Genomic DNA, 15,277 nt, shown 5'->3' on the forward strand with positions numbered 1-15,277 from the left:
GAGCCATGTCCACCACTCAGATCGACGCCGTGACGCTGGACGGAGCCGGGCCGCTCTACGACCAGATCCGCCGTGCCGTCCGCGATCTGATTGTCGCCGGAACCTGGCCGCCGGGGACGTCGGTGCCGCCCGAGCATGCGCTGATGGAGAAGCTCGGCGCCTCGCGCATGACCGTGCACCGGGCGCTGGCGCAGCTCGCCCGCGAGGGGCTGATCCTGCGTCGGCGCCGCTCGGGTACGGTGGTGGCGAGCCCGCCGGCGAGCCACGCCATGCTCGACATCCTCTCGATCCCCGAAGAGGTCGAAGAGCTCGGCCAAGCCTACAGCTATCGCATCCTGCAGCGGCGCGACGGCAAGGCCTCTCGTGAGCTCGCCGCCCGCTTCGAGCTCGGGCGCTCGGCCAACGTCACCCATCTCACTCTGCTGCATTTCGCCGATGGCGCGCCGCATGTGCTGGAGGATCGGGTGATTCACCCCTCGGCCATGCCGCAGGTCGCGGATGAGAGCTTCGCGCAGACGCCGCCGGGCGACTGGCTGCTGCAGAACAGCCTGTGGACGCAGGCCGAGCACGCGATCAGCGCCATAGCGGCCGAGCCGGACGAAGCGGAATTGCTCAAGATCGAGGCCGGCTCTCCCTGCCTGCTGGTCGAGCGCCGGACCTGGAACCAGTCCGAGCCGATCACCGCCGTGCGGCTGCTCTATCCCGGAGGCCGCCACCGCTTCGTCGGCCGCTTCGGGCCATATGGGGCGGTCTGAAGACTGCTGTCGTCATTGCGAGCGCAGTAAAGCAATCCAGGCGGACACAGAGTTCCGTGGCCGCTGGATAGCTTTGTCGCTCACGCTCCTCGCAACAGCGCGGGAACCTCAGCAGGCGTAGCGGATGCGCCGGCCCCATTCGTCGCGATCATAGCAGATCCGGTCCGGGGAGGTCGCATTGCCGATGATCGCGCCGCCAGCACCACCGATCGCGGCGCCCGCCAGTGCGCCGCCGGCGCGGCCGGTCGCAGCGCCGCCGATCAGGGCGCCGGCACCTGCGCCGATCAATGCGCCGGTGGCGGTCCTTTCCTCGCGTGGCGTGCAGGCGCCGAGCGCGGTCACGGCGGTGGCGACAAGGAGGAGTTTCTTCATCGTCATCGGGATGGTCATCGGGCGTTTCCTTATATGAGGGCGAGGGCCAACGGCGCGGGCAGCACCGCACCAGCGTTCACCCGCCGCACGAATCGCGTTGCTTGAAGCCGCGTTCGATCGGCTATCAAACCGCACCCGTCCGCATTTGTTCCGTGCACCGGCTGACACTCCGCCCGCTGAGTGTTCCGGATGGCAGGGAGGGCTCGTCGCGGCGCTGTCTGGATGACGTGTTTTTTTCGCTCGCTCCGGGAACCAGGCCGCTTCCTTGGGGTTGATGGAGCGAGCCGGCCTACGCCGGCTCGTCAGATATGCATGGAGGGACCGATGAGCGCTACGATGACCGCAGCCTCTCACGCCGCCAACCCGCTGATCGCCGGTGCGCGTGTCGCCGGCACCGATGTCTACAACACCGCCAGCGAACATCTCGGCTCGATCTATGACGTCATGCTCGACAAGGCGACCGGCAAGGTCGCCTATGCGATCATGTCCTTCGGCGGCTTCCTCGGCCTCGGCGAGAAATACCATCCGATTCCGTGGAGCATGCTCGACTACGACGTCGATAAGGGCGGCTATGTTGTCCCGCTGACCCGCGAGAAGCTCGAAGCTGCCCCGATGTACGGCGCCGACGGCGAGCCCGACTGGCACGACAAGGAATACGGCAAGCGGGTGCACGATTACTACGGCACGATGCCGTATTGGATGATGTGAGAGCGCGCTCCAGGGCCTGCGTTCCACACAAAGGCGCAACTCGCGGCGGTCGCTATCCCCCCAGCCGGATCGTCGTGATTGCGTGGTGCGGGTCGAAAGGCCCGCACCTTTTTTTGCGCTCAGGCCGATGAGGAGCCGGGAACTTCGGCCGGGCCCGCGCGTCATTGAGCGCCGGCTGGAAGCGCTCCCGCCGCGGTGGGGAAGCTCTCTTGTTGCAGCGCCGAGGTCATCATGCACATCCGCTACGGCTACCGGATCGAGCTTGTCTGCGAGCAGCCGACCGCCTTGCTCACGCTGCTCGACGTCCACCCGTCGCGCCGGCAAGATCTGATCCGCCCCGACGAGATGCAGGTCACCCCGCTCCGCAGCCTGGGCAGGACGATCGCCTTGAACCAGCATCTCGACCCGTTCGGCAACATCTGCCGCCGTCTGGTCGCGCCGGCGGGCGGTGTGCGGATCACCTGCGAAGGTCTCGTCCATGACAGGGGCGAGCCTGACGGCGTCGACCTCACCGCGACAGAGGCCGCTCCGGCCGACTTGCCGGACGAAGTCCTGCCCTATCTGCTCGGCAGCCGCTATTGCGAGACCGACCGGCTCGCCGACACCGCCTGGACCCTGTTCGGCCAGGTCGAGCCCGGCTGGGCCCGCGTCGAGGCCGTGACCCGGTTCGTCCACAATCATATCAGCTTCGGCTACGCCTTCGCCCGCAACACCCGCACTGCGTTCGAGGCGTTCAACGAGCGCATCGGGGTCTGCCGAGACTTCGCCCATCTTGCGATCGCCCTGTGCCGCTGCCTCAATATCCCGGCGCGATATTGCAACGGCTATCTCGGCGATATCGGCGTCGCCCCCGACCCGGCGCCGATGGATTTCAACGCCTGGTTCGAGGTCTGGCTCGGCGGGCGCTGGCACACGTTCGACCCCCGCCACAATCAGCGGCGTGTCGGCCGGATCGTCATCGCTCGCGGTCGCGACGCCACCGATGTGCCGATGCTGACCTCCTTCGGCCCGCACTCGCTACGGCGTTTCGAGGTGATCACCGAGGAAGTCGAGGACGAGCCGTTGCATGCCGTGGCCCGCCTTGTTCCCGCCAGAAGGGACGTCCATATCGCCGCCTGACATGGCGAAAACGTCAGACCCGTTGCTGGAGCTCGAAACGCAGGCGCAGCCGCGCTGCTTCCGCGTCATCGCCAATGCGCGCGCCGGGGCGGTGCTGGAGGCGGGCGCGGAGAGCTTCGCGCGCCGCATCGAGGCGGCCTTCGATGCGGCGGGTTGCCGAGCTGAGGTTGAGGTCGTCCCCCCACGCCAGCTGCAGCAACGTCTGCGCGCCGCGGTCGCCGACGAGGCCGTGACGACCGTGGTCGCCGGCGGCGACGGGAGCATCAACGGCGCCTTGCCGGTCCTGGTCGGCTGCAAGCGGCCCGTCGGCGTGCTGCCGCTCGGCACCGTCAACGTGCTTGGCCGCGATCTCGGCCTCACCGGCCCGCTCGAAGAGCAGATCGCTGCGATCTGTGCGGGCGAGCCGGTCTCAATGGATCTCGGCAGCGTCAACGGCCGGCTGTTCCATTCGATCTCGGGCATGGGCTTCTTCAGCCTGATGGCGCGTGAGCGCGAATATGCGCGCCGGCGCTTCCCGTTCAGCCGTCTCGTCGCCTTCCTCTTCGCAGCGACGCGGTCGATCCTGTTCACTCGCTCGATCCGCATCGAGATGGAGATCGCCGGCGAGCGCCGGCAGGTCGAGGCCGATGCCGTCCTCGTCACCGTCAACCAGTTCGACGGCGCCGAATGGCGCCGCAGCCGCCTCGACGGCGGCGAGTTCGAGGTCCACATCCTCGACACCGGCGGCTTGCTGTCGCGTGCCAAGGCGGCCTTCTCGATGCTGACCGGCGGCTGGCGCAATTCGCAGCATCTGGTTTCGTTGATCGGTACGGCGGTGACGATCGTCCGTCGCGACAAGCGCCGCGGCCATGTCACTTTCGACGGCGAGGTCGAGCGTCGCGCCAGCCCCTTTACCTATCGCCTGTTGCCGGGTGCGCTGCGCGTGATCGCGGCGCGGCCGGCCAAGATCGAACCGCACCCGGCCGAGCACATGTTCCCCTCATGAGGCATTCGATGTTCCTCCTCCAGCCGCGCTTCCTCCTGCCTGTCGCGGCGGCCTTCGGTTTCGTCGGGCTGGCCTTCTATGTCGTCTCCGATGGCGCTGCGGCGCTCGACAGCGCCCTTGTCATGCTGTTCCGCGATCCGGCCAACCCGTCGCTGCCGATCGGCCCGGCCTGGTTCCGCGAGATGATGCGCGACCTGACGGCGCTCGGCAGCTTCATCGGGCTCGGCATCGCGACCGTGATCGCGACCCTGACGCTGCGTCTCTGCGGCCATCGCACGCTCGCATTCGGCCTGGTGCTTACCGTCCTGGCAGCGGTGGTGGCGAGCACCCTGCTCAAGATCGGCATCGGCCGCGATCGGCCGGATATCGTCGAGCACGCAGCGTTGACCTTCACGGCGAGCTTCCCGAGCGGTCATGCCTTCCTTGCCGCGGTGGTGCTGCTGAGCATAGCGAGCTTCGCCGGCATCGCTTCGCGCCGCGCCGATATCGCCCGGCTCTGCCTGTGGGTGGCCTGGGCGCTGATCATCGCGATCGGCGTGAGCCGGATCTATCTCGGCGTGCATTGGCCGAGCGACGTACTCGGCGGCTGGTGCCTCGGAGTGGCCTGGTCCAGCCTCGCCACCTTCCTGATAGGGCGTCTGGCAGCCCGCTCGGAGGTCGATCTCGCCCAGGTCGCCGCGTCCCGCAGCGAGCCCGCGGGCTGAGTAGATCGGAACCGGGCGCTGGCGTCAGCGTTGATGGGGGCGCCGTTCCTGCGCATCTGCAACGGAGTTCCTGATGACGCTGTCCCGCAACACGCTTTTCCTGCTGATCGGCTTGCTCGTCCTCGGCCTGGGGGCCGTCGGCTATGCGCTCTACCAGGAGAAGAAGCAGCCGGAGGGCGTCGAGATTTCCGTCGGCGAGAACGGCCTGTCGATCAAGGAGAAATAGGCTGGCCGCTCAGCTGTTCGCCAGGATCATGTTGCGGACGATCGGGTAGATCTGGCTCTCCCATTTGCGGCCCGAGAACACGCCGTAATGGCCGACGCCGGCCTGCATGTGGTGGCGCTTGCGGAAGGGCTTGATCCCGCGGCAAAGGTCGTGTGCCGCCGCGGTCTGGCCGAGCGAGCAGATGTCGTCACGCTCGCCCTCGACTGTGAGCAGTGCCGTCTTGCGGATCGCGCTGCAGTCGACGCGCTCGCCGCGATAGGTCAGCGTGCCAGCCGCCAACCGCGCCTCCTGGAAGATCCACTGCACGGTCTCCAGATAGAATTCGGCCGGCAGGTCGAGCACCGCGAAATACTCGTCGTAGAAGGCCTTGATCGTCTGTGCCTTCTCGGTCTCGCCGGCGGCGAGGTGGGTGAAGAGATCGATATGCGCGTTGACGTGCCGGCTCATGTTCATCGCCAGGAAGGCGCCGAGCTGGACGAATCCGGGATAGACCCGGCGGCCGCCGCCGTCATAGCGCCGCGGCACGGTCGAGATCAGGTTGTTGCGGAACCAATCGATCGGCTTGTCGCTGGCGAGCCGGTTGACCGCGGTGGGATTGATGCGGGTGTCGACCGGTCCGGCCATCAGCGTCATGCTGCGGGCCTGGGCGCGATGCCCGGCCTGCGCCATCACTGCCGCCGCGGTGAGCACCTGCACACAAGGCTGGCAGACTGCGACCAGATGTGCCTGCGGACCGAGCACGTCGAGGAAGCGGATCAGATAATCGACATAGTCGTCATAGCCGAAGGGGCCGGCCTCCAGCGGCACCTCGCGGGCATTGTGCCAGTCGGTGATGTAGACGTCGTGATCCTGCAGCAGCGTTGCGACCGTGTTGCGCAGCAAGGTGGCGAAATGCCCCGACATCGGCGCGACCACCAGCACCTTCGACTGGGCGAGATCGCTGCCCTTGCGGAAATGCAGCAAGGTGCCGAAGGGCAGGGTCAGTGCCGCCTCTTCGGTCACCGGCACGTCGCGATTGCCGGTGCGGACGCTGGCGATGCCATAGGGCGGGCGTTCGTGGGTAAGTCCGGCCCGCGTCACCATCTCGTAGCCGGCGGCGGCGGCACGCAGGCTCAGCGGCTCGCCGAGCAAAGCGCGGCTGCCGAGCGTCACGATCGCCGCCTGGGCGAGCGCGCGCGCCGGGTCGAACAGGTCGGACTGGGCCTGATAGGCGAGATAGAGCATCCGTCTGGCGATCCCGATCGTGCCGCGCCTGCATGAGGCGGTTTGCCCGTGCAATCGGCGTGCCCGCGCCGCCGCGCCCGCGCCTGCGCCACTGGAACGTCTCTTGCTACGCCGGTTCTTCGCACGCCGAGGATGCCGAGCATGCCTGCCACCACGCTGACCATCAGCAGCAAGAACTACTCGTCCTGGTCGCTGCGCGGCTGGCTGCTCTGCCAGCTCGCAGGTCTCGAGGTCGAGGAGATCATGCTCTCGGTCGACGATCCCTCGGCGCGGGCCGAACTGCTGCTGCTCTCACCCTCCTTCCTGGTGCCTTGCCTGCGCCATGACGGCACGACGGTTTGGGACACGCTCGCCATCGCCGGCTATCTCGACGAGCTGAAGCCCGAGGCCGGGCTGCTGCCGGCCGAGGTCGGCGCGCGCGCCCATTGCCGCGCCATCTCCGGCGAGATGCATTCGGGTTTCGCCAATCTGCGCTCGGCCCTGCCGATGAACCTCAAGGCGCATTATCCCGGCTTCAAGCTCTGGGCCGGAGCCCAGGCCGATATCGACCGCGTCATTGAGATCTGGCGCGACTGCATCGCGAGCTATGGCGGGCCCTATCTCTTCGGCGAACGGCTCACCATGGCGGATGCGATGTATGCTCCGGTCTGCCTGCGCTTCCTGACCTATGACGTCGCACTCGACCCGCTCAGCCGGGCTTATTGCCAGACTGTCCTCGGTTGGCCGGCGCTGCAGAGCTGGATCGCGGCTGCGAAGACCGAGCCGGAGGAACTCGAGGAGCTCGACGCCGAATTTTGAGGACGTCGGAGATCAGGCTGCGAGGCGCGCTGAGACGACGCGGTCGCGGCCGGCCTGCTTCGCCCGGTAGAGTGCGGCATCGGCTTCCTGCAGCAAGTGCTGCAGGGAGCCCCCCGCCGCGCCCGAGGCCAGGCCGATGCTGACGGTCAGTGCGAGCGGCGCGTGCTTGTCGACCGGGATGCGCAGCCGGGCGCTGCCGTCGCGCACTCGCTCGGCCAGAGCGAGGGCGGCGGGCTGGGACAGATCCGGCAGCAGGATCGCGAACTCCTCGCCTCCCAGCCGTCCGAACAGGTCGCCCGGCTGCAGCAGCGTCGCGATGTGCCCGGCGAGCGCGACGAGGGCCTCGTCTCCCGCTGCATGGCCGTGATCGTCATTGATCCGCTTGAAGCGGTCGACATCCAGCATCAGCAGCGCCACCGGCCGGGACGCAGCGGGCGTTCCTGTCAGGATCGCCTCGCTGCGCAGGAGGAAGGCGCGGCGCGAGAGCACCCCGGTGAGCGCGTCCTGGTTGGCGGCAAGATCGAGCTCGCGCAGCAGGCGAGAGCGGGCGGCATTGATCGCCGCCACCATGATCGGCCCGAGCGAGAACAGGGCGACGCCGAAGCGGTGGGAGGTGAGGGCGGTGGCATATTCGGTGGTGCCCGGCGCCAGCGCGGACAGCAGCACCGTGCTTTGCCAGAGGCCGAGCCCGAAGGTCAGCAGCGCGGTCGGGAAGATGCCGTAGCTCAGCGCGCACCAGAGGATCGACGGAACCGGGATCGCGATGGCACTCGTGCCGCCGATCGCGGTGGCGACGAGAATCGAAGCCAGCAAAGTGACGCCCGGAAGGACCGCCTTCGGTCGCCATCTGCTTGGCGCTGCGTGCGCGCTCAACCGTCTTGCCAGTTCGGCGAGCGGCGGCGCCGTCAGAACCATCGGCAGGACCACGAGATTGCTGGAGAACTCGCTGGTCAGGAAGAACTCGAAGGCCTGAATCGGCGACTGGCCGAAATAGACGACGAGGCAGCCGCTGCCGACGGCCGAGGCCGAAGCTGCGGCGGCGAAGGCGATCAGCAGCAGGAACAGCAGCGATTGCGGCCGTTCGAGCCGGCGATCCGCTCCGGCGACGCGCTGGAACAGCAGATATCCGACGCTGGCGGTGGTCAGGTTGCCCGCCGTCAGCCAGAGCGTGATGCCGAGGCTGCCGCCCATGGCGAAGTCCGCGGCGAGATACCCAACTGCCGCGCCCGCCCAGCCGAGCGGTCCAGCCCAGCCAGGATTGCGTACCATCACGCCCATCAACAGGGCATTGGCGGGCCAGAAGGTGGAGAGGAAACCGAGCGGACGGGTGAGATGGCCGAACAGGGCAGCGGCGAAGACGATGCCCGCGACCAGCATCGCTGCACGCCAGGGACGCAGGCGAGATGGTGCTGCTTGCTCCTGGTTGTGAGCGGGCGGGGAGAGAAAGGCGCGAGCAAGCTTCATTACCGTCGGAGCAAAGCAGACAAAGGTGAAAGCAAGCTGAAATGGCGGCCATAAACTGCGGCCAACGACCAGCTTTCGGCCCTGCTGCATGCGCTCACGGCGGGGCCCGCATCGCCATTCATCGGGCCATCCTGCATGGCCTTGCCGACATAAAACGGTTAAGACCGGCTCCTCAATTCGGTTTCAATTCGGTTAGGCACGAGGCTTTGCGATGAATGCTCCCTTCAAGAACCTGATCGCCGGTGAATGGACCGGCTCGCAGAACGCTTCGCGCAACATCAACCCCTCCAACACCAACGACGTCGTCGGTGAGTATTCGCAAGGGTCCGTCGAGGACCTGAACAATGCGGTCGCCGCCGCCAAGGCCGCCTTCCCGGCCTGGAGCCGCACCACCCCGCAGGAGCGCTACGAGATCCTGAAGAAGGCCTCCGACGAGATCCTCGCCCGCAAGGAGGAGCTCGGAAAGCTGCTCTCGCGTGAGGAAGGCAAGACCCTGCCGGAAGGCATCGGCGAGGCGACCCGCGCCGGCCAGATCTTCGCCTTCTTCGCTGGCGAGTGCCTGCGTCTGAACGGCGAGAGCATCCCCTCCGTGCGCCCCGGCGTCGGCGTCGAGGTCACCCGCGAGCCGGTCGGCATCATCGGCATGATCACGCCCTGGAACTTCCCGATCGCGATCCCGGCCTGGAAGGTCGCCCCCGCTCTCGCCTACGGCAATTGCGTCGTGATCAAGCCGGCCGACCTCGTGCCCGGCTCGGCCTGGGCGCTGGTCGACATCATCCAGCGCGCCGGCCTGCCCAAGGGCGTGCTCAACCTGGTGATGGGCCGCGGCTCGGTCGTCGGCCAGGCGCTGCTCGAGCACAAGGATGTGCACGCGATCTCCTTCACCGGCTCGGTCTCGACCGGCCGCAAGGTCGCGGCCGCCTGCATCGCCGGCAACCCGATGAAGAAGGTCCAGCTCGAGATGGGCGGCAAGAACCCGCTCGTCGTGCTGGACGACGCCGACCTCAAGGTCGCCGTCGAATGCGCGGTGCAGGGCGCCTTCTTCTCGACCGGCCAGCGCTGCACGGCCTCCTCGCGCCTGATCGTCCAGGCCGGCATCCATGACCGCTTCGTCGAGGCCTGCATCGAGCGGCTGAAGGGCGTCACCGTCGATGACGCGCTGAAGGCCGGCACCACGATCGGCCCGGTGGTCGATCAGAGCCAGCTCGACCAGAACCTGAAATACATCCAGATCGCCCGTGACGAAGGTGGCAAGCTCGCCTGGGGCGGTGAGCTGCTCAACCGCGAGAACCCCGGCTTCTATTTGCAGCCGGCGCTGTTCACCGAGACCACCAACGCCATGCGCATCTCGCGCGAGGAGGTCTTCGGCCCGGTCGCCAACGTCGTCCGGGTCAAGGATTACGAGGAGGCGCTCGCCATCGCCAACGACACCGAGTTCGGCCTGTCCTCGGGCATCTGCACGACCTCGCTGAAGCATGCCACGCACTTCAAGCGCAATGCCGAGGCCGGCATGGTGATGGTCAACCTCGCCACCGCGGGCGTCGACTACCATGTGCCGTTCGGCGGCCGAAAGGGCTCCAGCTACGGCCCGCGCGAGCAGGGCGCCTATGCCCGCGAGTTCTACACCACGGTGAAGACCGCCTACACGCTCGCCTGAGCCGGGCGTCATCCGGGACTATCGGGGCCGCGCCGCAAGCGCGGCCCTTTTTCATGATCCATCTGCTCGTGGCGGAGTGCTCTGGTATATGTCTTGCTCGGCTGGCCGATCGGCTTTTCGGAGACAAGACCATGCCAGGATCGCTTCACCGTCGTAGCGTTCTCGCTCTCGCGGCAATGACGTCGTTGTCAGGCCGAGCCTTGGCTGCGGCTCCGAAGGTCGCCGCGCTCTTCGCCGGCAAGGTCGATGACAACGGCTTCATGCAGGCGGGCTATGAGGGCTTGAAGCTGGCGGAGAGCCGGCTCGGCGTTGCGGTCGCTTTCGAGCAGGGCGTTGCGCCCAAGCCGGAGGATCTGACTGCAGCACTGCGCAAGCTGGCGGGCAGCCGCCCCGATCTCGTCATTGCGCATGGCGGGCAGAACAATGCAGCGGCCAAGACGGTTGCAGCGGAGTTTCCCGACATCCGTTTCGTCGTCACTCAAGGCAATGTCACGGGTCCCAATCTTGCGAGTTACGAGGTGCTGCAGGAGCACTCGGCCTTCCTCGCCGGCATGCTCGCCGGTTTGACCACCCGGACCGGCGTCGTCGGCCATATGTCCGGCATCAGGGTGACGCCCGGATTGAAGGGCCGGGCGGCCTATGCCGCCGGCGTGCGCCACGCCAATCCCGATGCGAAGGTCCTGACCAATTTCTCCGGTAACCAGGACGACAATGCACTGTCGAAGAAGGTCGCCGCCGCGATGATAGCGGCCAAGGCCGACATCATCTTCACCATGCTCAACGCCGGCCGGGTGGGTGCGATCGAGGCCTGCCGCGAAGGCGGCGCCAAGCAGATCGGCAATGTCCGCGACTGGACGCTGGTGGTGCCGGATGTCTTTGTCGCCTCGGCCTTTGCCGATGCTGGGCGGGCGCTCTTCAATGCGACGGAGGACCTGGTTCAGGCGCGTCTCGCCGTGGGCCAGATCAGACAGATCGGTCTGGAGTCGCCGGAAGCCGTGCGCCTGATCATTGTCCCATCCGTGCCAGCCGATGTCCGGAGCAAGGTCGAGGCGATGGCGGCCGAGATCGCCGCGCGCCGCTTCGAGGTTCCGACCGAATGGCAGGGTGAGGAATTCCAGAATCCGGCCTGAGCCGGCACCCTCTCAAGCAAACAGGGCCTGCTCCAGCGTCGCGATGCTCGGCAGCAGCAAATGGCTGAGCGGACGCAAGGTCTCGGCGCTGCCGGCCCCGGTCAGGACTGCGACCCGCAGGCCAGCGCCGGCCGCCGCCGCCATGTGCATGTCGTGGCTGGAGTCGCCGACGACGGCGACGGCATCCGCCGAAAGGCCGGTCGCCCTGCAGAAGCCATCGACCATGCCGCGCTCCGGCTTGGGGCCATGGCCGGAATCATAGCCGCAGAGGAAGGCGAGATGCGGTTCGAGGCCGAAGCGCTCTGCCGTCGCTGCGACCGCCGCCTCGCTGTCGCTGGAGGCGATGCCGAGGACCAGCCCGCGGTCGGTCAAACCAGTGAACAGGGCGGCAAGATCGCAGACCGGCACGGCCGCGACGACCGCGGACCGAAAAAGCGTATCGAGCCGATCGGTCAATTCCAGCATGTCGAACGGAGCGCCAGCCTCTACCCAGGCCAGCGCCACGTCCTCGGTATTGCCCGAGGCGAGCAGCCCGTCGGAGGTGGCATAGCCGGTCGCGGGGTCGACGCCGGCGACCGTCAGGAGCCGCGCCGCCAGCTCGGCGTCGCCCCGGGCTGCGAGCCGGCCGGCGCCGAGATTGGTCGGCGCCCAGCTCGCCTGATAGTCGATCAGCGTGCCGTCCTTGTCGAACAGGATGCCGCTTATGGCTGGCCGGGTCATCACGTCACCGGGATCACGTCGACCTTGACGTCGAGCTTCTGGTTGCCCGGCCCGACCAGCACGCCGTCGAGCGGCGAGACGTCGGCATAGTCGCGTCCCGTCGCGGTGACGATATGGTCGTCGGCGACGACTAGGTCGTTGGTCGGGTCTAGCCCGATCCAGCCGGTCTCCGGCCCGCACCAGAGCATGATCCAGGCATGGGTCGCATCGGCGCCTTCGAGCCGTGGTTGGCCCGCCGGGGGGATGGTGCGCAGATAGCCGCTGACATAGGCAGCCGGCAGGCCAAGGCCCCTCAAGCCCGCGATCATGATGTGGGCGAAGTCCTGGCAGACGCCGTGGCGCGCGGCGAAAGCCTCGCGGATCGGGGTCGAGACCTCGGTCGCCTCGGGATCGTAGACGAACTCCTTGCGGATGCGGGCCATCAGCTCGCTCGCCGCCTCGAAGACCGGCCGCTTCGCCGCAAAGCTCTTGCGGGCATAGCCGGTGATCTCCGGCACGGTCGGCGCCAGCCGGCTGGGATAGAGATATTGGGCGGGGGAATCCGGAGAAAGGCTCTGCGCCCGCAATGCGAGTTCGGCGACCTCCTCCCAGCCTCGCGTCAGCGCCGGGAAGGGTGCGACCGTCCGCGTCACTTCGACCCGCGAGGTCATCTCGATCCTGAGTTCGCGATGCGGCTTGGCGATGGTCAGCGTCGTCGTGCGATTGCCGAAGAAGCAGACACCGTCGCGTCGCTCGGCACCGCGCGGCATCACGGAGAGCTGGCTCGTCAGGACACGCTGGCCGACGCCGTCGCGCGGCAGCACGCGCAGGATGCAGCGCGCGAACGGAACCGGCCGGCTATAGGCGTAAGCCGTGAGATGGCGAATGTCGTAGATCACGCTGCGTCCATTACGCCAATCGCGTCATCCGCGAGCGTTCCGGCCTGGAGTTCTGCAGGAAATAGCGCTCGGCCACTGCGTTTGAGAGCCCCATCAGCAATTGCTCGAAATAGAGGATGCCGGTGCGGTCGAGGCGGCTGGCTTCCGCGGTGCGGCATTCGGCAGCGAGCTTGAGCGCGAGCCGGCGCGGCTCCTCCAGCATGCCATCGTCGTTGAGGCACGGCAGCGCCGCGATCTCGGCGTCGAGACGTTCGATCTGGAAGGCGACCGAGCGCGGATTGTAGGGATCGAGCATGACGAGATCGAGCACCGGCTGCAGCGAGGCGCCGAGCATGTAGCGCGAGCGATAGGTGATCTGCGAGTCCGTCAGGTCGAGCAGCGCGTCGAGGCTGTTGCCGGGAGCGTCGTTCTCGACGAAATGCCGGGCGAAGCGGCAGGTGGTGACGCCGCGCTCGACCCGCCGGCCGATGTCGAGGAAGCGCCAGCCGGCGCCGCGCACCATGTTCTCCTGTGAGAGACCGGAAAAGGCGGCGAGCGACTTCAAGGCGGTATCGGCGATCTCGAAGGCCTCGCCGGCGCTGGTCGGCTTGCCGGGGTCGGCGAGCTGGCGCTGCAGATCGCCGAACAGCCGCCAGGCGTCGATCGAGAGCCGCTCGCGGATGACGGAGACGGTGCGGCGTGCCTCGCGGACGGAGGCGGCGGCGGAGCCGTATTGGTCGAGATCATGCAGGGCCGAGCGCGCCTGCGCCGTGATGGACCGAGCCTTGCTGCCCGCCGGCGCCGCGCCCCAGGCGACCAGCAGATTGGCGAGCCGCTTGATCGTCTCGGCATGGCCCGGCGCCTGGTCGTCGGCATTGATCAGGCGCCCGAGCAAGGCGCGCACCAGCCTGAGCGTCGCTTCGCTGCGCTCCAGATAGCGCCCGAGCCAGAACAGGTTGTCGGCGGCGCGGCTCGGCAGGATGCCGACGATGCGGCGGATGCCGATCCGGTCCGGGCTCGGCAGCAAAGTCACCTGCTCGACCGGCTGGTCGGAAGTGACCCAGACATCGCTGGAGCGCACGCCCGAGCGCATCGTCACGGCGCGCGCATCGCACTCCTCGGAGATGCGGCAGAAGCCGCCTGGCATCACTTGCCAGCCATCGGGCGTCGCGGCGGCGAAGACGCGCAGCGTCATCGGTCGCGGTTCCAGCCGCCCGCCCTGCATCACCGGCATGGTCGAGAGGTTGACCACCTCCTGCCCGACATAGTCGAGCCCGCGCTCGGCGATGCGAGCCCGCAAAGCCTCGCGCTCGGCCTTGTCGAGATCGGCGACCAGCACGGTGCCGCCGTCGAGCCCGTCGCCAGGGGCGCGGAAAGCGGCGGAGACGCTCATCTCGTCCAGCCGGTCGAGCACGATCCCGCGCTCGCGCGGTTGACCGCACCACCAGGTCGCGACGTTCGGCAGGATTAGATCCTCCCCGAGGACGTCCCGCGCCAGCCGGGGCATGAAGCCCATCAGCGCCCGCGCCTCGACCACGCCGGAGCCGAGCCCGTTGGCGACGACGACGTTCTCGGCCCGCACCGACTCGACCAGTCCGGGCACGCCGAGCGCCGAGGCGGCATTGAGTTCAAGAGGGTCGGCGAAATCGCCGTCGATGCGCCGCCAGATGATGTCGGCGCGCTTGAAGCCGGCGATGGTGCGCACATGCACCAGCCCGTCGCGCATGACGAGGTCGCCGCCCTCGACTAGCAGGAAGCCGAGATAGCGGGCGAGATAGGCTTGCTCGAAATAGCTTTCGTGCATCTGGCCCGGCGTCAGCAGGCAGATGCGCGGCTCGACCCGCCGGGCGCGCGAGACGAGCCCGGCGCGGAAGCCCTGGAAGAAGCCGGCGAGCCGCTCGACGTTCATCGTCCGGAACAGGTCCGGGAAGGCGCGGCCGAGGGCGAGCCGGTTCTCCAGCGCATAGCCCGCACCGGATGGTGCCTGGGTGCGGTCGTTCAGCACCCACCAGCGCCCGTCCGGACCGCGGCCGAGATCGGCGGCGTAGATCTGCAGTTGTCCCGCGCCGGCCGTGCCTTGCACCGGCCTGAGATAGTCGGGACTGCCGGTAATGGCGGCGGCCGGCAGCGCGCCTTCTGCGATCAATCGGCCGGGTCCGTAGATGTCGCCGAGCACGGTATCGAGCAGTTCAGCGCGCTGCGCGACGCCGGCGGCGATCGTCTTCCACTCCTGCCCGGTGAGTACGAGCGGTGCGTGATTGAGCGGCCAGGAGCGCTCGCCGGCGAGGGGATCGCTCTCGTCGAGGTCGCCATGGACGCGATAGGAGACGCCGGTGTCGCGCACATGCCGGTCGGCGAGGCCGAAACGGCGCTGCAGCTCGTCGCCGGAGAGCGCCGACCATTCCGCCAGGAACGGCTCCCAATGCGGCCGGATCGAGCCGTCAGGCGCCATCAGCTCGTCATAAGCGCCGGGCAGCGGCCGATAGCCCGCGAGCAGGGCATTGCGGCGCTCGTTGCGCGTCCGCGTCGAACTCGATCGGCGCTGCAAAGCCATCCTT

General features: G+C 67.8%; 15 protein-coding genes. 9 read left to right on the top strand and 6 right to left on the bottom strand.

Translation table 11 applies throughout. The annotated features are described in order from the left end of the window. The first annotated feature begins 5 nt into the window (after window positions 1-5). Entirely contained in the window at window positions 6-755 is a 750-nt protein-coding gene (gene hutC / locus AC1DS0_RS25300) for a histidine utilization repressor (RefSeq protein ID WP_476816983.1), read from the top strand. Between the two features lie 108 nt (window positions 756-863). Here the strand turns inward: hutC and AC1DS0_RS25305 are convergent, their stop codons facing one another. Then, window positions 864-1,145: a glycine zipper domain-containing protein gene (locus AC1DS0_RS25305; RefSeq protein WP_193219587.1), complete on the bottom strand. Its 282-nt coding sequence runs from the start codon at window positions 1,143-1,145 to the stop codon at window positions 864-866. A gap of 318 nt (window positions 1,146-1,463) precedes the next feature. Between AC1DS0_RS25305 and AC1DS0_RS25310 the strand changes: the two genes are divergently transcribed. From AC1DS0_RS25310 to AC1DS0_RS25330, 5 genes are all read left to right on the top strand, one after another. Beyond that, the gene (locus AC1DS0_RS25310) at window positions 1,464-1,835 is read left to right on the top strand and encodes a PRC-barrel domain-containing protein (RefSeq protein WP_476816984.1); all 372 of its coding nucleotides are present in this window, start codon (window positions 1,464-1,466) and stop codon (window positions 1,833-1,835) included. Window positions 1,836-2,066: 231 nt separating this feature from the next. Then, window positions 2,067-2,954 carry a transglutaminase-like domain-containing protein gene (locus tag AC1DS0_RS25315; RefSeq protein ID WP_476816985.1) on the top strand — a complete coding sequence of 296 codons (888 nt, stop codon included), beginning with the start codon at window positions 2,067-2,069 and terminating at the stop codon, window positions 2,952-2,954. Between the two features lies 1 nt (window position 2,955). After that, window positions 2,956-3,939 carry a diacylglycerol/lipid kinase family protein gene (locus tag AC1DS0_RS25320; protein WP_476816986.1) on the top strand — a complete coding sequence of 328 codons (984 nt, stop codon included), beginning with the start codon at window positions 2,956-2,958 and terminating at the stop codon, window positions 3,937-3,939. 8 nt (window positions 3,940-3,947) lie between these two features. Then, window positions 3,948-4,643, top strand: coding sequence for a phosphatase PAP2 family protein (locus AC1DS0_RS25325; RefSeq protein ID WP_476816987.1), 696 nt, complete (start codon window positions 3,948-3,950; stop codon window positions 4,641-4,643). Between the two features lie 73 nt (window positions 4,644-4,716). Continuing rightward, window positions 4,717-4,869 carry a hypothetical protein gene (locus tag AC1DS0_RS25330; protein WP_476816988.1) on the top strand — a complete coding sequence of 51 codons (153 nt, stop codon included), beginning with the start codon at window positions 4,717-4,719 and terminating at the stop codon, window positions 4,867-4,869. Between the two features lie 9 nt (window positions 4,870-4,878). Here AC1DS0_RS25330 and AC1DS0_RS25335 read toward each other — a convergent pair whose 3' ends face one another. Beyond that, the gene (locus AC1DS0_RS25335; protein WP_476816989.1) at window positions 4,879-6,093 is read right to left on the bottom strand and encodes a polyhydroxyalkanoate depolymerase; all 1,215 of its coding nucleotides are present in this window, start codon (window positions 6,091-6,093) and stop codon (window positions 4,879-4,881) included. A 141-nt stretch (window positions 6,094-6,234) separates the two neighbouring features. On the opposite strand from AC1DS0_RS25335, the gene AC1DS0_RS25340 reads away from it, so the two are divergent. Then, window positions 6,235-6,891 (top strand): glutathione S-transferase family protein, encoded by a 657-nt coding sequence (locus AC1DS0_RS25340; protein WP_476816990.1) that lies wholly within the window; start codon window positions 6,235-6,237, stop codon window positions 6,889-6,891. 12 nt (window positions 6,892-6,903) lie between these two features. On the opposite strand, the gene AC1DS0_RS25345 is transcribed toward AC1DS0_RS25340, so the two are convergent. Beyond that, a complete protein-coding gene (locus tag AC1DS0_RS25345; RefSeq protein ID WP_476816991.1) occupies window positions 6,904-8,268 on the bottom strand; it encodes a GGDEF domain-containing protein in 1,365 nt (454 codons plus the stop codon). A gap of 298 nt (window positions 8,269-8,566) precedes the next feature. Between AC1DS0_RS25345 and AC1DS0_RS25350 the strand changes: the two genes are divergently transcribed. Next, window positions 8,567-10,012 (top strand): aldehyde dehydrogenase family protein, encoded by a 1,446-nt coding sequence (locus AC1DS0_RS25350; protein ID WP_476816992.1) that lies wholly within the window; start codon window positions 8,567-8,569, stop codon window positions 10,010-10,012. A 200-nt stretch (window positions 10,013-10,212) separates the two neighbouring features. Next, window positions 10,213-11,142: a BMP family protein gene (locus AC1DS0_RS25355; RefSeq protein WP_476816993.1), complete on the top strand. Its 930-nt coding sequence runs from the start codon at window positions 10,213-10,215 to the stop codon at window positions 11,140-11,142. Between the two features lie 12 nt (window positions 11,143-11,154). Here the strand turns inward: AC1DS0_RS25355 and AC1DS0_RS25360 are convergent, their stop codons facing one another. The 3 genes from AC1DS0_RS25360 to AC1DS0_RS25370 are packed head-to-tail and all read right to left on the bottom strand — an operon-like array spanning window position 11,155 to window position 15,273. Further along, entirely contained in the window at window positions 11,155-11,862 is a 708-nt protein-coding gene (locus tag AC1DS0_RS25360; RefSeq protein WP_476816994.1) for an HAD family hydrolase, read from the bottom strand. Continuing rightward, on the bottom strand, window positions 11,862-12,740 hold the full coding sequence (locus AC1DS0_RS25365; protein ID WP_476816995.1) for a transglutaminase family protein: 879 nt from the start codon (window positions 12,738-12,740) through the stop codon (window positions 11,862-11,864). Before AC1DS0_RS25365 ends, AC1DS0_RS25360 begins: the two co-directional genes overlap by 1 nt. 10 nt (window positions 12,741-12,750) lie before the next feature. Further along, window positions 12,751-15,273, bottom strand: a complete 2,523-nt coding sequence (locus tag AC1DS0_RS25370) for a circularly permuted type 2 ATP-grasp protein (protein WP_476816996.1) — start codon at window positions 15,271-15,273, stop codon at window positions 12,751-12,753. Window positions 15,274-15,277: the final 4 nt, after the last annotated feature.

The sequence above is a fragment of the Allobosea sp. P4_H5 genome (assembly GCF_056400825.1).